The organism is Bacillus hominis, from assembly GCF_030348325.1.
GTDB lineage: Bacteria > Bacillota > Bacilli > Bacillales > Bacillaceae_G > Bacillus_A > Bacillus_A hominis.
Genome location: NZ_JAUCFS010000005.1, coordinates 4268334 through 4292785, shown reverse-complemented (window position 1 = coordinate 4292785; position 24452 = coordinate 4268334). Strand labels below are relative to the sequence as shown.

Sequence of the window (24452 nt, the reverse complement as noted above, 5' to 3'; positions counted from 1 at the left end):
GTGAAGAACATGAGATTAGATAAATTATTAGCGAATATGGGACACGGAAGTAGAAAAGAAGTAAAGAAATTATTGAAAGACGGCGTTGTGAAGATTGATGGAACGCCAGTGAAAGATGCGAAGTTTCATGTGAACGTAGAAGAGCAAGAGGTTATGATTCACGGTGAAGTTGTGGAATATAAAGAATTTGTTTATTTAATGATGCATAAACCACAAGGTGTTATTTCAGCGACAGAAGATGATAACCACGAAACAGTGATAGATTTATTAGAATTAGAAGATGCGATTTTCGATCCATTCCCTGTTGGAAGGCTCGATATTGATACAGAAGGTTTCTTATTAATCACAAATGATGGGAAGTTAACGCATCAACTATTATCTCCGAAAAAGCATGTGCCGAAAAAATATTATGCACACATTTCAGGCGTTGTAACGGAAGAGGATGTAATAGAATTCGCTAAAGGTGTTATTTTAGAAGATGGCTATGAAACGAAGCCAGGCGAACTTACAATTTTAAAAAGTGATGATATTTCCGAAATTGAGCTTGTTATTACAGAAGGAAAATTCCATCAAGTGAAGCGTATGTTTGAAGCTGTAGGGAAAAAAGTAGTGTATTTAAAGAGAACAGAGATGGGACCTTTAGTGCTAGATGAAGAGTTAGAACTTGGGCAATATCGTGAATTAACAGATGAAGAAGTTGAAATGTTAAAGACGTATCAAGTAGATAACGAAAAGTAACGCCAATTTCAAAGCATAGAAAAGACCCCTTTCTAATGAGTTAGAAAGGGGTATGTATTTATTTACATACAATTATTTTTTTGTTATGAGGTCATTCTCACTTTCTTTCCTGTTGTTGTCCACTTACCGCGGCAGGGGCTATACACGAGTTCATTAAACTGCAACACATTTAGATCACGTTGTATCGTTCGCGGTGTGATCCCGAACTCATCTACAAGGTCTTTCGTCGTTACCGTTCCGTTTTCATTGATGTACATATAAATTGATTTAATGCGTGTTAGCATACGAGTAGTTGTAGGTTTCAAGAGAAAACCACTCCTCTACTAGTTTTTTTGACCCCATTCAGGAAAGAAGGTCGTTACTACCATTGTACTCTACATGATAAAATTCATGCTTTAATCTACTTAAATTTTACAAAAGTTTAACAAATATTCATATAGAAAAATATTGGTAGTTGACATTTTATATTTGGTCAGTCAACTAACTCATAAATTTCTACGTAAAACGCCAAATTCCTGCAAATTTTTTTGAGAAAATAAAAGAAAAACTAATAAGAAATATCTGAAATATTACAATTGTTCGTTATTAAGTTTTCATGTATGGCATTAGAGATTTTCGTTTGCTATGATGAAAGAGACAATATAGTGAAGGATGGATGCGTGATGTCAACAATTAATTGGACAGAAGAAGTTACAAAACGAAAAGATGATTTAATTCGTGATACACAACAATTTTTACAAATTAAAAGTGTATGGGAAGAAGAATCTGCGAAAGAGGGCGCACCATTCGGTGAAGGTGTAGAAAAAGCCTTATCTTTCATGTTACATAAAGGAGAAGCAGAAGGTTTCGCTTCTAAAAATTTAGAAGGGTATGCAGGTCATCTTGAAATGGGGCAAGGAGAAGAATTAGTAGGTATTCTTTGTCACGTTGATGTTGTACCAGAAGGAGATGGCTGGACAACTCCTGCGTATAGTGCGGATATTCGCGATGGGAAGATTTTTGCACGCGGTGCAATTGATGATAAAGGGCCGACGATGGCAGCTTATTATGCGATGAAGATCGTCAAAGAATTAGGCTTACCTCTTTCCAAACGTGTTCGTATGATTTTAGGAACAGATGAGGAAAGTAATTGGAAGTGTGTAGATCATTATTTTAAAAATGAAGAAATGCCAACAATCGGTTTTGCGCCGGATGCAGATTTTCCAATTATTAATGCGGAAAAAGGAATTTCTGACATACAAGTTGTGCAAAATGGTAGCGAAGAGAAAGAAGGCGCATTTAAGCTTATTTCATTTGAGTCAGGTCGTCGTTTAAATATGGTTCCTGATTTTGCAGAAGCAGTTATTGCAGGAGAAGATGTAAATGCACTTACGGTAGCATATGAAGAGTATTTACAAACTGCTAAAAAAATAGGCAAAGCAATTGTAGAAGGAAATACGGTGACGTTGCAAATCAAAGGGATTTCAGCTCACGGATCTACTCCAGAAAAGGGAGAAAATGCAGGTTTATTATTGGCAAACGTCTTAACGACGGTTTCTCTTGATGGAAAAGGGGCTTCATTTGCATCGTTTGTAACAGAAACATTTACAGGTGACATTATTGGAGAAAAAGCTGGTATTTCTTATAAAGACGATATTAGCGGTCCTTTAACAGTGAATGTTGGTCGCCTGTCTTATTCGCAAGAAAACGGTGGTAATTTAGGATTAAATGTGCGATATCCAGTTACGACTAATTTTGAAGAAACGATTGCAAAGTTAAAAGAATATGTCGGTACTCATGGATTTGAAGTAGCGGATTATTCTAACTCTCGCCCGCATCATGTTGATAAAGATCATACGTTAATTCGTACTTTGCAACGCGTATATGAAGAACAAACAGGTGAAAAAGCTGAATTGTTAGCAATCGGCGGTGGTACTTATGCTCGTTCATTAAAGGCTGGCGTTGCATTTGGTCCGTTATTCCCAGGAAAAGAAGAACTTGCTCATCAAAAAGACGAATACATTGAAATTGAAGATTTATTAAAAGCAACAGCGATTTATGCGCAAGCAATTCATGAATTAGCGAAATAATGAGAGGCCGTCCTAAAAGGTTTTTTGGGACGGTTTTCTGTTAGGAATAGGTTGCTTTTATTGTCGTATTTTATTGTTAAGTCGATATATTTGATTTTGCGTCGATATAATTCCATTTACTATTGCGATCTTAACTAAGAAGAAAATAAATTTATTCAAAGGTTAGACTTTTTGGATGGTTCGCTTCTTTTTAGCTGAATGAGATAAGAAAGAAAAGCAACAATAACATAAAGGGGACGATGTAGATGGTGCCGCATTATTTTGTCGCAGTAACTTTACCATGTCATATAAAAGAAATTCTTTCTAATTACAAAGAGGAAATGAAGGATGAATTACCATTCCGCTCGTGGGTACATGAAGAAGACTATCATATTACCCTTTCCTTTTTAGGAAGTGCGACAGAGGAACAATTAGAAGGAATAAAGAATGGATTACAAACACTTACAGAAAAAAAGGAACTATCGTTCACGTTACAAGGGTTTTCTACGTTCGGACAGGTGGACCAGCCGCGTATATTTTGGTCGGGGATAAGTGATAATCAAGATTTGTTTACTTTACAAAAACAAGTGCATACAATTTGTGAAGAAAATGGCTTCTCTCTAGAGACACGTCCTTATCATCCACATATTACTGTTGCGCGAAAATGGGTAGGAGAAAAAGCATTTGATCTGACAAATGTAAAAGATTTACCTGTAACATCATTTCAAGCAGATACGATTACTTTGTATGAATCTCACGTTAAGGAAACGCCAAAGTATAGACCAGTTGCCGAAATAAAATTACAAAAATAGAATGTATGAAAACGTTTTTTATACAGGTGAATATACTATAGGGAATAATGTGTTACTGTATAGAGCTTCGCTGATAAGAAAAGCCTTATCATTTGCAGCTCGTTTCATTTTAATTTTGAGAATGATGGTGATTTTTTATGTTGAAAGTAAAACGTCCATTTGATGCCTATTTAGATGAAATGAATAAAATTACAATTTTGCTCCCGCATGCGTATGGAACAAGCCGGACATTTCGTTTACAAGAAGGAAGCAATGTGAAAGAGTTACCGATTGTTCATACTATTGCTCTTCCAGATGCAACGAAGTATGAATGTTTTATAGAAGAGCCGCTAGATGTGGGGAAGTATTATACAGTACGGGATGAACGGAATGAAGAGACAGATTTACAAATAGGCGCTGTGATTCGAACAGTAATTTTCGATGAAAAATATTATTACGAAGGTACCGACTTAGGTGCTGTGTATAAAAAAGAAGAAACAATATTTAAAGTATGGGCTCCGACTGCAAGGCTTGCGAAAGTACGGATTTATAAAAGTGATAAAGAATATATTGATTATGAAATGTATAGAGAAGAAAACGGAGTGTGGACTCATACATTACAAGGTGATCATGATGGAGCACGATATACATTCCTTGTTTGTATTAATTTAATATGGAACGAAGCGGTTGACCCTTATGCAAAGTCTGCGACGATAAATGGAAAACACGGCGTTGTTATCGATTTGGAAAAAACGAATGTGACAAAACGAGTAGAACTATCACCATTACAGTCAATGACAGATGCTATATTGTATGAACTGCATATTCGTGACGCTACTATTCATCCGAACAGTGGAGTGAATAAGAAAGGAACATATAAAGGGCTAAGTGAAGAGGGGACAGTAGGACAAAATGGGACATTAACAGGATTGTCTCATATAAAAGATTTAGGCGTTACACATGTTGAACTATTACCTTTACATTGTTTTGGTGGTATAGATGAAGTGAATCCTGCTTCCGCATATAATTGGGGTTATAATCCGTTATATTACAATATACCAACAGGATTTTATGTTACAAACCTTTCTGATCCGTATAACAGGATAGTAGAGTGTAAAAAACTAATTGAAACATTTCATGATCACGGCATTCGAGTGATTATAGATGTTGTATATAATCATGTTTATGAAAGAGAATTATCATCATTTGAGAAGCTTGTCCCAGGATATTATTTTCGTCATGGGGAAGATGGTATGCCTTCTAATGGGACGGGAGTTGGAAATGATATAGCATCTGAACGGAAAATGATGAGGAAATTTATTATAGAATCTGTTTTATATTGGCTTACTGAATACAATGTTGATGGATTCCGATTTGATTTAATGGGAATTTTAGATGTTGAAACGATGAATGCGTTAGAAAAAGAAGTCCGAAAAATAAAGCAGGATGCGCTGTTATTAGGTGAAGGGTGGGATTTACAAACACCGCTTCCTCTTGAAGAGAAAGCGACGTTAAATAATGCGAATAAAATGCCATGTATCGCACAGTTTAACGATCAATTTCGTGATGGAATAAAAGGAAGTACTTTTAATATAAATAAACGTGGCTTTGCATTTGGTGGGCATGTAGACTGTAATCATTTGCAGTATATAGTAGCTGGTAGCCTTTTAAGTATGAAAGAAACAGGATTGTTCCTAGAGCCAGTACAAAGCATCAACTATGTAGAATGTCATGACAATATGACGATGTGGGATAAACTAGTGCAAAGTAATCCAGAATCAGAAGAAATTTTAAAAAGGCGTCATCGTTTAGCAACTGCAATGGTTATTCTTTCACAAGGGATTCCTTTCTTACATGCGGGGCAAGAGTTTTATCGTACGAAGCAAGGAAATGAAAATAGTTATAATGCAAATGATGAAATCAATCGATTAGATTGGGATCAAAAAGAAAAAGAGATGGAGACAGTTAACTATATAAAAGGTTTAATTGCGATTCGGAAGGAGCATGGGGCATTCCGATTAAAAAGCGCGGACCTTATAAAAAAGCATATGACTTTTTTGCAAACATCAAAAGAAGCACTTGCATACCATTTGCGAAATGTAGAATCTTTTGGACCATGGAAAGAGATTGTGGTGCTATTCAATAGCGGTTTGCAAAATGAAATAGTTCAGCTCCCAAAAGAAGAAACGTGGCATGTATTAGTAAACGAAAAGCAAGCAAAAACACAGCCAATTTCTTCATTTAGAGGAAAGGAACTTCGAATGGCTCCAACTAGCACGTATATATTGACGATAATGTGACAAATCGCTACTTGACGATGAGAATGTAATAAATGTAGAATTGATAAAGGTGACGACTTTGATAAGTTGTCATTCTATGAGTGATTTTGTAAAATAAACTAGAAGAACAGGTGATTTATCCTGTTTTCGGCTTATGCCAAGTTTTTTCATTCAAATACAGTAAAATATATGAATCCACAACATGTGTAGAAATGTTGCGGTTTTTCTTTTCATAACTATAAAAGATAAGGATTTGTTAACGGGTAATGAATATGGAATGGTTGGAACAATTATTAGGAAAAGAGTGGAGTCTTATACCGGCTGGTGGAGTAACGGGCGATGCATATATTGCGCAAAACGGACAACAAAAGTTATTTTTAAAGCGGAATACATCGCCCTTTTTAGCGGTATTGTCAGCAGAAGGAATTGTTCCAAAATTACTTTGGACAAGAAGGGTAACGAACGGTGATGTAATTTCTGCTCAAAAATGGCTTCCGGGACAGAAGTTAGAGCCAGAGGATATGAAACTAGAACGTGTTGCGAAACTTTTGAAGAAAATACACTCCTCTAAAGCACTTGTGCAGATGATTCAAAGGCTAGGAAAGCAGCCACTTCATGCGCAAGAGTTATTACAACAATTACAGCTCGTTTTAAGAGGAGATATAAGAGTTGATGAAACAATTCAGCAAGGTCTTCAATATTTAACTGAGTCATTAAAAGATATTGAGTACAATGAATTCGTTGTATGCCATTGTGATGTAAACCATAACAATTGGATATTGTCGGATGAAGATGAATTGTTTTTAATTGATTGGGATGGAGCAGTTATTGCTGATCCAGCTCTAGATCTTGGTATGTTATTATATTGGTATGTTCCGCGCCATGAATGGAGTGAGTGGCTCGGATATTATGAAATTGAACTAGATGAATCATTGCTTAGGCGTATGAGATGGTATGTTATAGCACAAACGATTTTATCTATTCAATGGCACACAACAAAAAAGCAGCAAGCAGAAGCTAAATATTGGCACCAATATTTACAGCAACTACTTGCTTCAGAATAATATTTAAGAAAAATTGTCCATTCCAGCAATCCACTGAGTAAGTTGTTCTTGATTATTGGAAATATGGTTGTCCAAATTAGAGGAAGATTTACCCGATTGACTATAAGAATATACATCGTTTAGCATTGTTTTAGCGTCACTACTTATACTATCGTTTGCGAGTAACGACTGAATGAGGCGCTCTAATTGCTCGCATTCAGAAACTGTCCCGCAGCAATCACTTTGATGATTGACTAAAATATCTTTTAACACTTCTAATTGATGCTGTTGATTAATTGGCATGAACGGATCATCCTTTCGAGTGTTTTTCTCTCTCTGGAAATGTAAGAGAAAAAACTGTTTCGTCATGGAATGTTTAATGCTTTATGTAGTTTTTATCAAAATGGTACATCTTATACTTGAAAGAAACGGACCGAGTGCTCGTACGTACTTGGTTTTTTGTTTGATAGATTGATTAAAACAGAAAGAAGGAATTTTTCCTTTAAAATAGTTTTGTAAAGAGAGGGAGACATCTATGCGTTTAAGACATAAGCCTTATGCAATGGATCGAATTAATGAATATTCACATATCGTAATCGGAAACCCAGAGGAGCGCGCTGGCAACTGGAAAGAAGTATTTGGGAATGAACAGCCAATTCATATTGAAGTAGGTACAGGACGTGGCCGTTTTATGTATGATATGGCAAAAGCGAATCCACATATTAATTATATTGGAATTGAAAAATTCACAAGTGTTGTTGTAGATGCACTTGATAAATTAATTGAAGAAGAAGTACCGAACTTAAAGTTAATTAATAAAGATGCTGAAGATTTAACAGTTTTCTTTGCGAAAGGTGAAATTGACCGCGTTTATTTAAACTTCTCAGATCCATGGCCGAAGAATCGTCATACGAAGCGTCGTTTAACATATAAAACATTTTTACGCAATTATGAAGAAGTGTTAGTAGATGGCGGAGAAATTCATTTCAAAACTGATAACCAAGGCTTATTTGAATATTCTCTTATGAGTATGGCTGAGTATGGTATGTTATTAACTTACCTTAGCCTAGATCTTCATAATAGTGATTATGAAGGAAACATTATGACAGAATACGAAGAGAAATTCTCTAGTAAAGGTCATCGTATTTACCGAGTTGAAGCAAAATATCGTACGGAGCCTATGCAGTAATGCGTAGGTTTTTTAACATGAAAAATAATCGGAATATTATGTTAAAATCAAATAGAAAAGGGGGATGGGATATGGAACAGTTACAAATTGGAAATATAAAAGTGACGTGGCTAAAAGGTGGGAATACACATTTAGATGGAGGCGCGATGTTTGGCGTTGTGCCAAAAGTACTTTGGTCACGCAAATATAAACATAATGATACAAATCATATTTATTTACGAACAGATCCGTTACTTTTACAAACGAAAGACGGTAATATGCTCATTGATTCCGGAATAGGAAACGGTAAATTAAATGAGAAGATGAAGCGAAATCAAGGGGTAACAGAAGAATCCTCGGTTTATGAATCATTAGAAAAACTAGGATTAAAACCTGAAGATATTCACTATGTCTTAATGACGCACCTTCATTTTGATCATGCATCTGGTTTAACGAAATGGGAAGGGGATCACCTTGTACCAGAGTTTCCGAATGCAAAAGTTTATGTTAGTGAAACAGAATGGAATGAAATGAGGAACCCAAATATTAGATCACGCAATACATATTGGAAGGAAAATTGGGAGCCGATTGTAGATCAAGTTGTTACGTTTCAGCAAGAAATAGAAATTACAGATGAAATAAAAATGGCGCATACAGGCGGTCATAGTGATGGACATGCAGTTATTGCTTTGGAAAGCCAAGGGGAAACGATGCTTCATTTAGCAGACCTATTGCCGACGCATGCACATCAAAATGTACTATGGGTAATGGCATACGATGATTATCCGATGACATCGATTGAAAATAAGCAAAAGTGGATGAAATATGGTGCTGAAAAAGATGCTTGGTTTACGTTTTATCATGATGCATTTTACCGTGCGGTGAAATGGGATGAGGAAGGACATATAGTGGAAAAGTTAGAGAGAAAAGCGAGTGTAGAAGCATAATAAGAGGAGGTTGTCCAAAGTTGTCTGTTGGAACAGCCTCCTCTTATTATTGTCGGCTTTTGTCGGCAATTCTCAAAAAAAGAGGTTCACCTAATGGGAAACCTCTTTTTATGCTGCTATAACCTCTAAAACAGTACCTGTTTTAGCATCAACTAAAAATTCAAATCGTTCTTGTATATCATCTAACATCGTTGTAAGACCGCCGCGATAAACTTCGTATGCGACATCATATTTTTCAAATGTCTCTGGAACCATATGTACCCAAGAGCCAGTAATTTCACCTTTATGACTTAATGCTTGTTTCACCATTTTCAATGCTTTTTCTGAAGAAATATGGGATTGTTCTTGTACTTTGTTTGCAACAAGATAACCAGCTGCGAACCCAACGCCAAGACCTGCTACTAAACCTTTCCAGCTCATATATTCACCTCAATTCTGTAAAATAAAAATAGTGTACCAATAATAATTATAAAGCAAATACAGCTAAAAAAGAAGAAACTAGAAACATTTCGAAAATTTCGTTACAATAAAAGAGGTATTCTACTAAGGTTTGAAAGAAGGGGACTTCGTGAATAAAGAGACATTACAATTATTTCGTACGTTAACAGAATTACAAGGTGCATCAGGTTTCGAACATGATGTACGCCGTTTTATGAAGCAAGAATTAAGCAAATATGCTGATGAAATTGTACAAGACGGTTTAGGTAGCGTATTTGGTCTGAAAAAAGGGGACGAAACTGGCCCACGTGTTCTTGTAGCAGGTCATATGGATGAAGTAGGTTTCATGGTTACGCAAATTACGAAAAATGGGATGCTTCGTTTTCAAACGTTAGGTGGCTGGTGGAGCCAAGTACTATTGGCTCAGCGTGTACAAGTTATGACGAAGAATGGTCCTGTTATTGGGGTTGTTGGTTCTATTCCTCCTCATTTATTAAGTGATGCGCAGCGTGCAAAACCGATGGATATAAAAAATATGTTAATTGACATAGGTGCAGATAGTTATGAAGATGCGATTGAAATTGGTGTGAAACCAGGACAACAAATCGTTCCAATCTGCCCGTTTACACCGATGGCAAATGAAAAGAAAATTATGGCGAAAGCTTGGGACAACCGCTATGGATGTGGCCTTGCTATCGAATTGCTAAAAGAATTAAAAGATGAAACATTACCAAACACATTATACTCTGGTGCGACTGTACAAGAAGAAGTAGGTCTTCGCGGGGCACAAACTGCTGCAAATATGATTCAACCAGACATTTTCTACGCGCTTGATGCAAGTCCAGCAAACGATGCTTCTGGTGATAAAACGCAGTTCGGTCAATTAGGAAAAGGTGCTCTTCTTCGTATTTACGACCGCACAATGGTAACACATAGAGGAATGCGCGAATTTATTTTAGATACAGCAGAAACACATAACATTCCGTACCAATACTTTATTTCACAAGGTGGTACAGATGCGGGCCGTGTACATACAAGCAACTCTGGTATCCCATCAGCAGTAATTGGTGTTTGTGCACGTTACATTCATACACATGCTTCTATTTTACATGTTGATGATTATGCGGCAGCGAAGGAATTAATTACGAAGCTTGTGAGAGCGACGGACAAAACGACGTTAGAGACAATTAAGAATAACGCATAAAGAGGAAGGGCTGAAGAGCCTTTCTTTTTTTGGGTTGAATAGATGACCCAGCGATATGTGGGAGCGGTTAGTGCCTAATTGGTGCTCGAGCGATGTATTATAAATCCCGGATAAGAAGAGAGAGGAAGACTGTTTTTGTGTTTAAGGCTGGAAATATTGTGGAAAGTCACTTTCTTTTATAGGTGAAGGGATGCCAAGTGATTTAACCTACAGATAGTAATAGTGAAAGTAGGATTCTTTATTAATTTCGAGGCTGGGTAGTTATGTGAATATGTTGAGTTAGACTATAATTGTAAATTTACATAGAGGTGAACGAGATGAAAGTAGTAGTTGGATCGAAGAATAAAACGAAAGTTGGGGCTGTGGAGAAGGTTTGGAAAGATGCTGAAATTACATCTCTTTCTGTTCCTTCAGGAGTAGCAAACCAGCCTTTCTCAGATGAAGAGACGATGCAAGGAGCAATAAATAGAGCGAAGAGAGCGTTGCAGGAAGGTGAAGCTCATATCGGCATTGGGCTAGAAGGCGGCGTTATGAAAACGGAGCATGGATTATTTATGTGTAACTGGGGTGCTTTAGCGACGATTGACGGTAAAACATTTGTTGCGGGTGGGGCACGTATTAAGTTACCAGACGATTTTTTAGCACCTCTTGAAGAGGGAAAAGAGTTAAGCGAAGTGATGGAAGAGTTTGTAGAGCGAAAAGATATTCGTAGTCACGAAGGTGCTATCGGTATTTTTACAGATGATTATGTCGACCGAACGGAATTATTTGTACACGTTGTTAAGTTACTTGTTGGGCAATATAAGTATGATGAAAAGCAAGCATAAACCTTGCACCATGCGCGATGTATGTTAGTATAAAGAAAAGATTATAGTGTGAAAAAAGTGCACTCGTTAGAGGAGGAAATATAGATGAAATCATTAGAAAGCATGGAACAATTCCAAGAATTAAAAAATGAAGAGAATGTAGTCTTCATGTTCTCAGCAGAATGGTGCCCAGATTGCCGTTTCGTTGATCCATTTATGCCAGAAGTAGAAGAGAAGTATAGTGATTTCTCATTTTACTATGTAGATCGTGATGAGTTTATTGATTTATGTGTGAAAGTAGACGTATTTGGCATTCCAAGCTTTGTAGCGTACAATAAAGGTGAAGAAACTGGACGCTATGTAAATAAAGATCGTAAAACACAAGAGCAAATCGAAGAGTTTATTGAAGGTTTAAAATAAGACAATTAGCCAATTGAATTGTAAAAACAACCTCTACCTTCGCGGGGGAGGTTGTTTTTTTGGAAGGGAGGAAAAAGAGATGAAAATGACAAGTAAAAAGATGAGAGACGAGTTAATGAAGAAATTATCTCGACCAGAATGGGATTTCCATTATGATAGCGAGAAAGAAGTTCTTCGTATTGAACAAACAGACTCGAAAAAAGGTATTAACGTATCACTTCCAGGAGTAGTTGCAAAATGGGAAGTGAACAAAGAAAAAGCGATTGAAGAGGTCGCTTATTACGTACAAGAAGCGCTAATTGCAATGCATAAAGAAGAAAATAGCACGGCGAAAATTTTACCTGTTATCCGCTCTACTTCTTTCCCAAAGCAATCAGAAGAAGGAAATCCGTTTATTATGACGGACCATACGGCGGAAACACGTATTTACTATGCGCTAGATTCTAATAAAACGTATCGATTAATTGATGAGCGCTTATTGCAAAAATTAGAGCTTACAGAGCAGCAAGTGCGTGAAATGGCATTATTCAACGCTCGCTCATTAGGTTATGAATTTAAACAAGAAACAGTAGCTGATAATACATTCTACTTTTTAAACACAAATGATGGGTATGATGCGACTCGTATTTTAAACGAATCGTTACTACACTCGATGCGTGAAAAGATCTCTGGTGATATGGTTGTTGCTGTTCCTCACCAAGATGTATTAATTATTGCTGATATCGTCAACGAAATCGGTTATGATATTATTGCACAAATGACAATGAAATTTTTTGCCGAAGGGCATGTTCCGATTACATCACTTTCATTCGTATATGAGGATGGCGACTTTGAACCAATCTTTATTTTAGCGAAGAATCGGAAGAAGACAGATGGAAAAGAGAAAGGATGAACGAAGTGAACGTTTTTTACAACCTTGAAGGAATTGGTGACACTTTAATTGTTGCCTTACAAGATATTACTTTAGAAAACCGTGCATTTGACCGCAAAGGAGATGTTGCTCGCGTTTATGATCGTGAAAGCAACGTAACAGGAGGATTCAACATCTTTAATGCGTCTTCTTATGTAGAAGTAACAGACAACGGAAACGTTACATTAACGAAAGAATTCGTTGAAAAAATTAACGGGATTTTAGCGAAGAACGGCTTTGAAGAAAAAGTAGAAGCTGATTTCACGCCGAAATTTGTTGTAGGCTATGTTGCTGAAAAAGAAAAACATCCAAATGCTGATAAACTAAACATTTGTACAGTAGAAATCGGTACAGAAACATTACAAATCGTATGTGGTGCACCAAACGTTGATGCAGGACAAAAAGTTGTTGTTGCGAAAATCGGTGCTGTAATGCCAAGCGGTATGTTAATTAAACCAGCTGAACTTCGCGGTGTTCCTTCTTCTGGAATGATTTGCTCTGCACGTGAATTAGAGCTTCCAGACGCTCCACAAGAAAAAGGTATTCTTGTATTAGAAGACAGCTTTGAAGTTGGACAAGAATTTAAATTTTAATTGATATTAGAAAAGTAGCCTCGCATACGTGAGGCTATTTTTTTGTGCGAAATTCCTAGTATTGTAACGTTTCCTCTCAAAATCTATATTGTATTTTAAAAATAGATTAGGTAAAATTTAGAAAAAAGAAGGGGATAGACGTATGAAACAACAACCAAAAATTGCAGAACTTCTGAAACGAATTGAAACTTCAAAACAACAAGATATCGAGTTAGGTTCCTATGAAATATATGTGTTTAGTGAAAGTGAATTAGAAAAAGGGCAAATCGGTTACCGATATGATAAACATAAAAATTCATTAATAAGCAATGAAAGTGGAAAATGGCAAGAAGGATGGATTGTTATTGGATATGAAACGGATATGGGAGATCCTGTTTTCGTTAATGTAGATGAAGATACTTACCCTGTTTATACAGCTGAGCGCGGTACGGAAACGTGGCAACCGATTTATATCGGAAATATGGACGATATTATAAAAATACTATAAGAAAATGCTTTGAGTCCGGTGCAAAGTGATAGGAGAGAAAAATGAAGTATATAAAAATAATGAGCGCTATTGCAGTCATTGGAATATATATGGGAGGTTGTTCACAAGAACAACCGAAAAAAGAAACAACATCTTCTGTACAAGAAAAAAACAACGATAAAAAAGAAGACGCACCGGTAGAAAAGCAGCAGGAAGAACAAGAAAAGACAGAAGAACTGCAAGCAATTCAAACGAATGAACAAGCTGAACTTAAGCAGGAGGAAGTGTCGGCCAAAGAAAAGACAGAGGAAATCCCGCCGGCGCAGACGATTGAACAGCCCGTACAAAATAATGAACAAAAAGTAGAGAGTAATGAGAAACAAGAAAGGTTTCTCGTCGTTATTGATCCAGGACATCAACAAAAAGCGAATTTAAATTTAGAGCCAATTGGTCCAGGAGCAACTACTCAAAAATATAAAGTGACAGATGGCACAACAGGCGTTGTGACAAAAAAGAGAGAGTCTGTCCTTGTATTAGAAATGGCCTTTATATTAAAAGAAAAGCTGGAAGCAAAAGGTATACAAGTATTGATGACGAGAACGTCACAAGATGTTGATATAAGTAATAAGGAACGAGCGACATTCGCGAATGATCATAAGGCGAATTTGTTTTTACGTCTTCACGCGGACGGTTCTGAAAATCCAAACCAAAGTGGATTCGCTGTATTGACGCCAGCAGAAGGAAATCAATATACGAAAGAAATCTATGCTGAAAGTCTTCAAGTCTCTCAAACAATTGTAAACAAAATGAGAGGAAATCATCAGGTGAAAGTAAATGGAATTAAATTTCGAGATGACCTTTCTGGATTTAATTGGTCGAAAGTACCTGGAGTACTATTAGAACTCGGATTTATGTCAAACCCAGAAGAAGACAAAAAATTATCTGACCCACAGTATGTAAATTTTTTATTACAAAGCGTGACGGATAGTGTAGATGAATATCGGAAAAATAAAGCTTAAATTGCAGTCTTATATGGAAGGCTGCTTTTTTCTATATACAAAATACTCGTAAATTAGAATATTATGGATAAAGTTAATATGCTTAATTTTACCTGCACTTTTTGCCGAATGCTGATACAATAAAGGTTGTTACTATTTAGTAGAAAGAGTGGTAAGCATGTTAGATTGGATGAAAAAGCTGTTTAACAAAGAGGAAGAAAAAACAGTGATGAATAAAGAAGTACGAAAGCAAATTGAAAGTCAGCCGAAAATTCCTCGTGTAAACCACTACACTGAAGCAAGAGAAGCACAAATGGCAAGTCGGAATGTAGGGAAATGTCGTTTTCCATTAATACCAGATAATGGCTTCGATGAGGAGGATGTAAGAGAACTACCTAACTTTGAAGAACAACCTATTCAAAGAGGAACATATGAAGAACAGCCTACTCAAAGAGGAATAAAAGTGGAAAGAAGCAGACGACCGTATGTGGAAACAGAAGCCCCTACATATGAAGAACCGGAATTGCAATATGAACCGGAACCAGAGCCTGTCGTAAAAAAAGCATTTGTACCGTCGCAAGAAAGTAACCGTAGACCATTTCGTCCAACAGAAATGATTTCTCCGATTTATGGATATAACCGTCCTTCAGTAGAAACGAAGGTTGTGCAGGAGGAAGAAAAGGAAAGAGAAGATCTTGAAATATCTGTTGAAGGAAAAGCTGTTGTTGACGCATGGTTAGAGAAAAAGGGATATACATTATCTGACTTTTCGGAAGTTCTACAAGGGAGTTCATCTGTTAAGAACGAACGAAGTAATAAAGTAGAAGAAAAATCGGTTGTGGATGCATGGTTAGAGAAAAACGGTTACGAAGTTGAACGTCAAGCCCCTTCATTAGAAGAAAGCCTAAGTGATGATTTGCTTCATAAAACAGTAGGACAGCATGTGGAAGCAGAGGCTACAATTGTACAAGCCTTGAAGCAGGAGCAAGATGTAGTGGTGTTATCATCTACAGAAGATAACGAAGAAACTTTACAAGAAGAGTCAATAGATTCTAAAGTAGAGCACGTGGATTCGATATTAACAGAAGAAAATGAATGTAATACAGAAATAGAAGAAACTGTTGCTGAAGTTGCAGCAAATCAAGTCGAAGAAGAAACCTTAGACGATGTAGTGATTGTAAAAGCAGATGAAAAGCTTGAAGAAACAATTACTATAGAAATACCTGATGCTTTTGAAGAAGAATCTAAGGAAGCAGCCGAAGTTGTGGAATTAGAGGGATCTAAGGAAGCAGCCGAAGTTGCGGAGTTAGAAGAATCTGAGGAAGCAGCCGAAGCTGTGGAATTAGAAGAATCTAAGGAAGCAGAAGAAGTTGTGGAGTTAGAAGAATCTGAGGAAGCAGAAGTTGTGGAATTAGAGGGATCTGAGGAAGCAGCCGAAGTTGCGGAGTTAGAAGAATCTGAGGAAGCAGAAGTTGTGGAATTAGAGGGATCTGAGGAAGCAGCCGAAGTTGCGGAGTTAGAAGAATCCGAGGAAGAAGCAGAAGCAGTGGAGTTAGAAGAATCTAAGGAAGAAGCCGAAGCTGTGGAATTAGAAGAATCTGAGGAAGAAGCAGAGGTTGCGGAGTTAGAGGAATCTAAGGAAGCAGAAGAAGTTGCGGAATTAGAGGGATCTAAGGAAGCAGAAGAAGTTGCGGAATTAGAGGGATCTAAGGAAGCAGAAGAAGTTGCGGAATTAGAGGGATCTGAGGAAGCAGAAGCTGCGGAATTAGAAGAATCTGAGGAAGCAGCCGAAGTTGCGGAGTTAGAAGAATCTAAGGAAGAAGCCGAAGCTGTGGAATTAGAAGAATCTGAGGAAGAAGCAGAGGTTGCGGAGTTAGAGGAATCTAAGGAAATAGAATTAGTTACGGAATTCGCATTAGAGGAAACACCGCAAGAAGAAGTAATTGAAGAAACGATGAATACAGAGTCGTTAGAAAATATAGCAGTTGCAGAGCAACCAGTGATGTCTCAGCAAGAAACAATTGAGTTCATGGAAGAAAGTGAAGTATTCGTACCAGTTTCAGAAGCAGATGAGCAAACGAAGAAAGATGTTCAAAGCTTTGCGAATGTTTTAATTGAAGAAGCTGAAGAAAAGAAACAAGTTGTTGGAGAACAGCCTGCTGCACAAAAAGAAGAGCCGAAACGTGAGAAAAAACGTCATGTTCCATTTAACGTTGTCATGTTAAAACAAGACAGAAAGAAGTTAATGGAAAGACATGCGGTAAGAACGAACGTAACGCAATCTACTGTCGGTGAACGAGTAACGGAAAAACCAATGCAGCAAGTGGCATTAGAAACCCAAGTGGAAGAAAAACCAATGCAGCAAGTAGTAGTAGAAACCCAAGTGGAAGAAAAACCAATGCAGCAAGTAGTGATAGAAACCCAAGTGGAAGAAAAACCAATGCAGCAAGTAGTAGTAGAAACCCAAGTGGAAGAAAAACCAATGCAGCAAGTAGTGGTAGAAACCCAAGTGGAAGAAAAACCAATGCAGCAAGTAGTAGTGGAACCACAAGTAGAAGAAAAACCGATGCAACAAGTAGCTGTGGTTGGACAAGTGCAAGAGCAGATTTCAAGTACGGAAGTACAAGAGAAAGCATATGTTGTAAATCAAAAAGAGAACGATATGCGCAACGTACTACAAACGCCACCGAAATATGAACTTCCGTCATTAACGTTGTTGTCGATTCCACAGCAGGCAGCATTAGATAATACGGAGTGGCTAGAAGAACAGGAAGAATTATTAAATACGACATTTAATAATTTCCATGTTGGAGCACATGTTATTAATGTGTCACAAGGGCCGGCGGTAACTCGTTTTGAAGTACAACCAGACCCAGGTGTGAAAGTAAATAAAATTACAAATTTAAGTGATGATATTAAGTTAAGTTTAGCTGCGAAAGATATTCGAATTGAAGCGCCAATTCCAGGGAAGAGTGCAATTGGAATTGAAGTTCCGAACAAGGAAAGTAAGCCAGTATTCCTTCGTGAAATTTTAAGAAGTCCTGTATTTACAAAGAGTGAATCACCGCTTACAGTTGCGCTGGGGCTTGATATTTCAGGTGATCCAGTTGTAACGGATATTCGAAAAATGCCACATGGACTTATTGCAGGTGCAACTGGTTCAGGGAAAAGTGTGTGCATTAACGCGATTTTAACGAGCATTTTATATAAAGCGAAGCCGCATGAAGTGAAGTTGATACTAATTGATCCGAAGATGGTTGAGTTGGCACCATATAATTCTGTTCCACATCTTGTAGCACCTGTTATTACTGACGTAAAAGCAGCTACTGCTGCGTTAAAGTGGGCGGTTGAAGAGATGGAACGTCGTTATGAATTGTTTGCTCATGCTGGTGCTCGTGATTTAACTCGTTACAATACGATTGTAAGTGAGAGAGAAATCCCAGGTGAGACATTACCTTATATTGTAATCGTCATTGACGAGTTAGCGGACTTAATGATGGTTGCTCCTGGTGATGTTGAGGAAGCGATTTGTCGTATTGCACAAAAAGCTCGTGCTTGTGGTATTCACTTATTAGTTGCGACGCAGCGTCCATCTGTAGACGTTATTACAGGTTTAATTAAATCAAACATTCCAACGCGTATTGCGTTTACGGTATCATCTCAAGTTGATTCGCGTACGATTATCGATATTGGGGGCGCGGAGAAATTACTTGGCCGTGGTGATATGCTATTTTTAGGAAACGGCACGTCTAAACCAGTTCGTGTACAAGGTGTATACGTATCAGATGATGAGATTGAAAGAACAGTTGATTATGTGAAAAAGCAAATGAAGCCAAATTACTTATTTAAGCAAGAAGATTTATTAGCAAAATCAGAGCAGAGTGAGTCTGAAGATGAACTATTTTTTGATGCATGTCAATTTGTTGTAGAGCAAGGGGGAGCGTCCACATCTTCTGTACAGAGAAAATTCCGCATTGGTTATAATCGCGCGGCACGTCTAATTGAAGAGATGGAGTCGCAAGGGATTATTTCTGAAGGAAAAGGAACGAAACCGAGAGATGTCCTTATTTCTGAGGATGAATTCGCTGCTATGCAGGAAACGAATGTATAGTAAGCGGTTTTGCTGTATACTAAGAGAAAATGTTGGATAGTAAAGTAGGGAGTAAAGCGACATGAAAGAAATTGAATTAAAATTAAAAGGTGAAATAAATCGACTAACAAATAAAACATTTAAATTTGATGAACGTGTTGGAGAAGGTTGGTTCTCTGCCGTTTACTTTTTAAAAACTAGAGAAATCATTGAAGAATTTCGCCCGAAAAGTGTTGTAACAATGCAGTTTTTCCAAAAAGAACATGCAGTTCTTTGCGGAGCAGATGAGGTAATCGCATTGCTACAAACATTCGCCAAAAATCCTGAGGAATTAGAAATTCATTCTTTAAAGGATGGCGATAATATTAGTCCGTTTGAAACAGTTTTAACAATTCATGGTCCTTATGAATACTTCGGCTTTTTAGAAGGTGTAATTGATGGGATTTTAGCTCGTCGTACATCAGTTGCGACAAACGTATATAACGTTGTCCAAGCTGCACGTAGTGTAGATAAAGAAAAACCGGTTATTTTCATGGGAGATCGTGACGATCATTATACGCAACAAGCTGGTGACGGCTATGCGGCATACATCGGAGGTATGAGCGCACAAGCGACGCATGCAATGAATGAATGGTGGGGCAGAAGTGGTATGGGGACGATGCCTCACGCTTTAATTCAAATGTTTAATGGTGATGTTGTTGAAGCAGCAAAGGCATATCATAAAAAATTCCCAGAAGATGAATTAGTCGTACTAATTGATTACAACAATGATGTCATTACAGATGCACTTCGTGTAGCGCGTGAATTTGGATCAACATTAAAAGGTGTACGTGTAGATACGTCTCGTACAATGATTGATCAATATTTCATTCGTCATCCAGAAGTACTTGGAACATTCGATCCACGTGGTGTAAATCCATCACTTGTATTTGCACTTCGTAAGGCTCTTGATGAGGAAGGTTTCCAACATGTAGATATCGTTGTAACTGGTGGGTTTGATGAAAAACGTATTCGTGAATTTGAAGCTCAAAATGTTCCTGTCGATATATACGGAGTAGGAAGTAGCTTATTAAAAATGAATATTGGTTTTACTGGTGATAACGTAGAATTAAATGGAAAACCAGAAGCGAAAGCTGGTCGTAAATACCGTCCAAATCCACGTCTAGAGCGTGTTCAATTAGAAACAAAAGAAGATATGTAAAAGCGAGAAAAACTGATAGGTGATTGACCCTATCAGTTTTTCTGTTATCATAGTATAGCGGCTTGTTTTTTGCTATAATAAATGTGTTATGGACATAAAAGAAGTACGTACGAGTTTATCATTGATAAGTGAATATAAAAAGAAATTCACTGCATCAGAAATGTATGATGATTACCAAAATAAGAAAAGATTCATATACTGTCTTATAGATAGGCCGTTGTATTAGTTCGAAATGTTGGAGGTTCTTTAAGATGACAGTTTACCATTTTGTAGGAATTAAAGGAACAGGAATGAGTTCATTAGCGCAAATTCTTCATGACATGAAGCATACTGTTCAAGGGTCTGATTATGAAAAGCGTTTCTTTACACAAACAGCATTGGAAAAGCGTGGTATTTCCATCCTTCCTTTTGATAAAAATAATATTAAAGAAGGACAAGTGATTATCGCGGGAAACGCATTTCCTGATACGCATGAAGAAATCGTAGAAGCCAAAGAATTAAATATACCAGTACATCGTTACCATCACTTCTTAGGTGACCTTATGAATCAGTACACAAGTGTTGCTGTAACTGGTGCACATGGAAAAACATCAACAACTGGTTTGTTAGCCCATGTAATGCAAGGTGCACATCCAACATCTTACCTTATTGGAGATGGAACGGGGCATGGGGTAGAAAATAGTAAGTATTTTGTATTTGAAGCTTGTGAGTATCGTCGTCATTTCTTGTCTTACTATCCAGACTATGCAATTATGACAAATATCGATTTCGATCATCCAGATTATTTTACAGACGTCAATGATGTATTTAATGCATTCCAAGAGATGGCATTGCAAGTGAAAAAAGGTATTATTGCATGTGGTGATGATGAAGAACTACAAAAAATTCAAGCGAAAGTACCTGTTATTTTCTATGGATTTGGAGAAGATAATGATTTCCAAGCACGTAACATCCAAAAGAGAACTGATGGTACTATATTCGATGTATTCGTTCGTAATACGTATTATGATACGTTCAAAATTACTGGATACGGCGATCACAGCGTATTAAATGCATTAGCAGTTATCGCTCTTTGCCATTACGAAAACGTTGATGTAGAAGCAGTTAAACATCAATTAACAACTTTTGAAGGTGTAAAACGTCGCTTTAATGAGAAGCCAATGGGAGAGCAAGTTATCATTGATGACTATGCACACCATCCGACAGAAATTAACGCAACGATTGAAGCAGCTCGTCAAAAACATCCAGAGCGTGAAGTTGTCGCTGTATTCCAGCCGCATACATTCTCACGTACAGAAAAATTCTTAGATGAGTTTGCAGAAAGCCTAAGCAAAGCTGACCAAGTATACTTATGTGATATTTTCGGATCAGCACGTGAAAACAAAGGTGAATTAACAATTGAAGATCTGCAAAAGCGTATTGACGGTGCAGAATTAATTACAGATACAACAACGGATGTATTAAAGAAACATAAAAACGGCGTTCTAATTTTCATGGGCGCAGGTGACATCCAAAAATTCGAAGCAGCTTACGTAAAAGAAGTTCAAGTTGCAGAGAAGTAAGAAGAAAGACGCATAGCTATGGCTGTGCGTCTTTTTTGTTGTGTACGATTTTTATCCCGCTATTTGCCGGGCAGTAAAACTCCCACCTCAAAATTCGGCTTGAGCAAAGAAGTAAGGTGGGAGCCCTGCTGCCCGTAAACGCCCGATTGGTGAAGGCTAATAATCAGTGGGGGATGAACAAAACCCCTCACTGATTAAAGTTTCACTTTATTTGCGTATTGACCTAGAGCTAACTCTAGGTTGTAAAATGAAAATGTAAAAACAAGGGGGAGAGAACATGTATAAAATCGGTGAAGTAGCAGAGTTAACAGGGATGGGTATTCATACTTTACGCTACTATGAAAAATTAGGATTATTACCACCACCAACGCGAAATAGCGGCATTCGGCAGTATACAGAAGGTGATGTGCGTTTATTAAAATTTTTATATTCATTAAAACAAACTGGCATGTCATTAGAAGAGATGGGGGAGTTTGCGAGTGATGGATGTATTATAGAGGAGATCAAGCAGCGGAACGAGGAAGTACCTGCGAAAGTAAAAAAGAGAATTTCAATTTTAACAACTCACTTAGAGCGGTTAAAAGAACAACAGGAACAATTGCAAAAAGTAGTTCAGCTAACAGAGGAGAAGTTAGAAATTTATTATGGTTTTCTAGAAGAGAAAACCCCGGAGGCTGACAATGAAGAATAAAGTATATGCTCAGCTGTTAGGGTTTGCGATATTTACTGGCGGGACATTTAATGCTTCGAAATATGCGGTGCAGTATTTCGAAGCAATTCATATAGCAGCATGGCGTTTTGGGATTGCTGCATTTGTGATGTTATGTTTGTTAAAAATACGAAAAGATTTTGAGCTGGAAGTATGGAGGCAGAATAGGGCCTATTACCTTTTGTTAGGTATTGTTGGTGTATTCGGCTTTAACTTCTTTTTCTTTTCAGGAATGAAACATACAGAAGCTATTAATGGTGCACTTATTATGGCGACAAATCCGCTCGTTACCACATTATTAGCAAGTGTCATTTTACGAGAGAAAATAGTGAACCGCCAAGTAATTGGAATGTTACTTGCACTAATTGGTGTTGTTTTCGTACTTACACAAGGCTCGTTTACCACACTACAAAATTTATCATTTTCAAAAGGGGATTTTTATATTTTATTAGGGAATATTTGCTGGGCGTTATACGGTGTATTAAGCAGAAGGTTTATTAAAACTGGTAGCCCAATACAAACTACGACATATACGATGACTATTGGTGCCCTTGCCTTTATTATGATATCTTCTACGCAAAAAAGTATAGTACCAGTTTTGGAAATGCCCTTATTAGCCTGGGGAGCGATTCTCTTTATGGCAATTGGAATGAGTGTGCTTGGTTACTTATGGTGGAATAATGGAATTGCTCAAATTGGTGCAGCTAGAACATCTTTATTTTTTAATTTAGTGCCTGTTGTTACAATGCTTATTTCTTTTATTGAAGGAGTCAATATAACACCCGCACAATCTGTAGGAATGATATTAGTTGTTACGGGAGTACTATATTCTTCTGGATTTATTAAGATAAGATCGAAAAAAGGTGTTAATATTTAACATTTTCTAACTGAAAATGTTAGAATAATAAGAAAAATAAAAGGGGGCTAAAAAACATGTTCACACTCCGAGTAGATGACAAAATCGAATTACAACTATTAGAAAAACATCATAAAGAGGAACTATATGAATTAATAGATCAGAACCGTGACCATTTAAGAAAGTGGCTTCCGTGGGTAGATGGGACGAAATCTGCTGATGCTTATGATGAAATTTTTCCGATGTGGTTAAAGAAATTTTCAGAGGGAGACGGTTTTGAAAGTGGTATACGTTATAAAGGAAAGCTCGTTGGGATGGTAGGCATTCATCCGGTGAGCTGGGGGAAGAAAGCTACGAGTCTTGGGTATTATCTTGCAGAAGATGCTGGCGGGAAAGGTATTATGACGCGTAGCGTAAAGGCTGTACTTCACTATGCATTTGAAAATTTAAATCTGAATAAAATTGAAATTCGGTGCGGTGTTGGAAATACGAAAAGCCGCGCAATTCCAGAACGTTTAGGGTTTAAGTTAGATGGTATTTTAAGAGAAGACGAATGGTTGTATGATCATTTTTATGATATTGCTGTTTATAGTTTATTAGCTTCAGAATGGAAAGAGATTCGATGAACGAGAAGATTCTTATTATTCCGTATGAAAGTAAGTTTCAAGATGAAGTAGTAAATCTCATTGTTCATATTCAGCAAAAAGAGTATAATGTTCCGATTACGAAAGAAGAGCAGCCTGACTTACTTGAAATAGAAACGTTCTATCACAGGGACAACGGAAACTTTTGGGTAGCAACGTATGATGGTAAAGTAGTTGGAACGGTAGCTTTATTAGATATTGGGAAGCATCAAGTAGCGCTAAGAAAAATGTTCGTGAAGAAAGAGTTTCGTGGAAAAGAATGGGGCGCATCACATATGCTTCTTCAAAAAGCAATTTCGTGGGCTGAGGATAAAAAGTTGAAAGATATTTATTTAGGAACGACAGTGAAATTTTTAGCGGCGCATCGCTTTTATGAGAAGAATGGTTTCCGAAGTGTGAGTATAGAAGAGTTGCCAAAAAATTTTCCGGTGCTAGAGGTAGATAAGAAATTTTATAGATATATTATTTAAAAAGGTCATTCATAAATGACCTTTTTTTATTAATTAAAATGGAAAACATGGTATAATTTGGTTAGGGGGTG

General features: G+C 37.2%; 24 protein-coding genes. 21 read left to right on the top strand and 3 right to left on the bottom strand.

Features of this window, described 5'->3' with window-relative positions:
* Positions 1–9: 9 nt before the first annotated feature.
* Positions 10–738, top strand: a complete 729-nt coding sequence (locus QUF93_RS24890) for a pseudouridine synthase (protein ID WP_002123145.1) — start codon at positions 10–12, stop codon at positions 736–738.
* An 83-nt stretch (positions 739–821) separates the two neighbouring features.
* On the opposite strand, the gene QUF93_RS24885 is transcribed toward QUF93_RS24890, so the two are convergent.
* On the bottom strand, positions 822–1043 hold the full coding sequence (locus tag QUF93_RS24885) for a DeoR family transcriptional regulator (protein ID WP_000805512.1): 222 nt from the start codon (positions 1041–1043) through the stop codon (positions 822–824).
* Between the two features lie 357 nt (positions 1044–1400).
* Here QUF93_RS24885 and pepV point away from each other — a divergent pair, with 357 nt between their 5' ends.
* The 4 genes from pepV (at position 1401) to QUF93_RS24865 (ending at position 6920) form a co-directional block, all read left to right on the top strand.
* Positions 1401–2807, top strand: a complete 1407-nt coding sequence (pepV, locus tag QUF93_RS24880) for a dipeptidase PepV (protein WP_289360515.1) — start codon at positions 1401–1403, stop codon at positions 2805–2807.
* A 245-nt stretch (positions 2808–3052) separates the two neighbouring features.
* Positions 3053–3598, top strand: a complete 546-nt coding sequence (gene thpR / locus QUF93_RS24875; RefSeq protein WP_289360514.1) for an RNA 2',3'-cyclic phosphodiesterase — start codon at positions 3053–3055, stop codon at positions 3596–3598.
* A gap of 137 nt (positions 3599–3735) precedes the next feature.
* The gene (gene pulA / locus QUF93_RS24870) at positions 3736–5877 is read left to right on the top strand and encodes a type I pullulanase (protein ID WP_289360513.1); all 2142 of its coding nucleotides are present in this window, start codon (positions 3736–3738) and stop codon (positions 5875–5877) included.
* Positions 5878–6122: 245 nt separating this feature from the next.
* Positions 6123–6920 carry a phosphotransferase family protein gene (locus tag QUF93_RS24865; RefSeq protein WP_002123138.1) on the top strand — a complete coding sequence of 266 codons (798 nt, stop codon included), beginning with the start codon at positions 6123–6125 and terminating at the stop codon, positions 6918–6920.
* A 3-nt stretch (positions 6921–6923) separates the two neighbouring features.
* Here QUF93_RS24865 and QUF93_RS24860 read toward each other — a convergent pair whose 3' ends face one another.
* Positions 6924–7202, bottom strand: coding sequence for a YtzH-like family protein (locus QUF93_RS24860; RefSeq protein ID WP_001122237.1), 279 nt, complete (start codon positions 7200–7202; stop codon positions 6924–6926).
* A 232-nt stretch (positions 7203–7434) separates the two neighbouring features.
* Between QUF93_RS24860 and trmB the strand changes: the two genes are divergently transcribed.
* On the top strand, positions 7435–8088 hold the full coding sequence (trmB, locus tag QUF93_RS24855) for a tRNA (guanosine(46)-N7)-methyltransferase TrmB (RefSeq protein WP_002123137.1): 654 nt from the start codon (positions 7435–7437) through the stop codon (positions 8086–8088).
* Between the two features lie 71 nt (positions 8089–8159).
* Positions 8160–9014 carry a YtnP family quorum-quenching lactonase gene (locus tag QUF93_RS24850; protein WP_289360512.1) on the top strand — a complete coding sequence of 285 codons (855 nt, stop codon included), beginning with the start codon at positions 8160–8162 and terminating at the stop codon, positions 9012–9014.
* A gap of 108 nt (positions 9015–9122) precedes the next feature.
* Here the strand turns inward: QUF93_RS24850 and QUF93_RS24845 are convergent, their stop codons facing one another.
* Positions 9123–9434, bottom strand: coding sequence for a PepSY domain-containing protein (locus tag QUF93_RS24845; protein ID WP_000118541.1), 312 nt, complete (start codon positions 9432–9434; stop codon positions 9123–9125).
* Positions 9435–9582: 148 nt separating this feature from the next.
* Between QUF93_RS24845 and QUF93_RS24840 the strand changes: the two genes are divergently transcribed.
* From QUF93_RS24840 to QUF93_RS24775, 14 genes are all read left to right on the top strand, one after another.
* A complete protein-coding gene (locus QUF93_RS24840) occupies positions 9583–10656 on the top strand; it encodes a M42 family metallopeptidase (RefSeq protein ID WP_001031515.1) in 1074 nt (357 codons plus the stop codon).
* 317 nt (positions 10657–10973) lie between these two features.
* Entirely contained in the window at positions 10974–11483 is a 510-nt protein-coding gene (locus QUF93_RS24835; protein ID WP_002160194.1) for a DUF84 family protein, read from the top strand.
* 84 nt (positions 11484–11567) lie between these two features.
* Positions 11568–11882: a thioredoxin family protein gene (locus QUF93_RS24830; protein WP_002015619.1), complete on the top strand. Its 315-nt coding sequence runs from the start codon at positions 11568–11570 to the stop codon at positions 11880–11882.
* A gap of 79 nt (positions 11883–11961) precedes the next feature.
* On the top strand, positions 11962–12774 hold the full coding sequence (locus tag QUF93_RS24825; RefSeq protein ID WP_289360511.1) for a DUF1444 domain-containing protein: 813 nt from the start codon (positions 11962–11964) through the stop codon (positions 12772–12774).
* Positions 12771–13385, top strand: coding sequence for a YtpR family tRNA-binding protein (ytpR, locus tag QUF93_RS24820; protein WP_002123129.1), 615 nt, complete (start codon positions 12771–12773; stop codon positions 13383–13385). The genes QUF93_RS24825 and ytpR overlap by 4 nt, the downstream gene beginning before the upstream one ends.
* A 142-nt stretch (positions 13386–13527) precedes the next feature.
* Positions 13528–13872 (top strand): thiamine transporter, encoded by a 345-nt coding sequence (locus QUF93_RS24815; RefSeq protein WP_193645431.1) that lies wholly within the window; start codon positions 13528–13530, stop codon positions 13870–13872.
* Positions 13873–13913: 41 nt separating this feature from the next.
* Positions 13914–14870, top strand: coding sequence for an N-acetylmuramoyl-L-alanine amidase (locus tag QUF93_RS24810; protein ID WP_289360510.1), 957 nt, complete (start codon positions 13914–13916; stop codon positions 14868–14870).
* Between the two features lie 157 nt (positions 14871–15027).
* Positions 15028–18960, top strand: coding sequence for a DNA translocase FtsK (locus QUF93_RS24805; RefSeq protein WP_289360509.1), 3933 nt, complete (start codon positions 15028–15030; stop codon positions 18958–18960).
* A gap of 61 nt (positions 18961–19021) precedes the next feature.
* Positions 19022–20140: a nicotinate phosphoribosyltransferase gene (locus QUF93_RS24800; RefSeq protein WP_002123122.1), complete on the top strand. Its 1119-nt coding sequence runs from the start codon at positions 19022–19024 to the stop codon at positions 20138–20140.
* Positions 20141–20391: 251 nt separating this feature from the next.
* On the top strand, positions 20392–21702 hold the full coding sequence (gene murC, locus QUF93_RS24795) for a UDP-N-acetylmuramate--L-alanine ligase (protein WP_002123121.1): 1311 nt from the start codon (positions 20392–20394) through the stop codon (positions 21700–21702).
* Positions 21703–21979: 277 nt separating this feature from the next.
* On the top strand, positions 21980–22393 hold the full coding sequence (locus QUF93_RS24790) for a MerR family transcriptional regulator (protein ID WP_289360508.1): 414 nt from the start codon (positions 21980–21982) through the stop codon (positions 22391–22393).
* The gene (locus tag QUF93_RS24785) at positions 22383–23288 is read left to right on the top strand and encodes a DMT family transporter (protein WP_289360507.1); all 906 of its coding nucleotides are present in this window, start codon (positions 22383–22385) and stop codon (positions 23286–23288) included. The genes QUF93_RS24790 and QUF93_RS24785 overlap by 11 nt, the downstream gene beginning before the upstream one ends.
* A gap of 56 nt (positions 23289–23344) precedes the next feature.
* Complete coding sequence (locus tag QUF93_RS24780) at positions 23345–23893, top strand: GNAT family N-acetyltransferase (RefSeq protein WP_289360506.1); 549 nt, start codon at positions 23345–23347, stop codon at positions 23891–23893.
* A complete protein-coding gene (locus QUF93_RS24775) occupies positions 23890–24381 on the top strand; it encodes a GNAT family N-acetyltransferase (RefSeq protein WP_289360505.1) in 492 nt (163 codons plus the stop codon). Before QUF93_RS24780 ends, QUF93_RS24775 begins: the two co-directional genes overlap by 4 nt.
* The last annotated feature ends 71 nt before the right edge of the window (positions 24382–24452 follow it).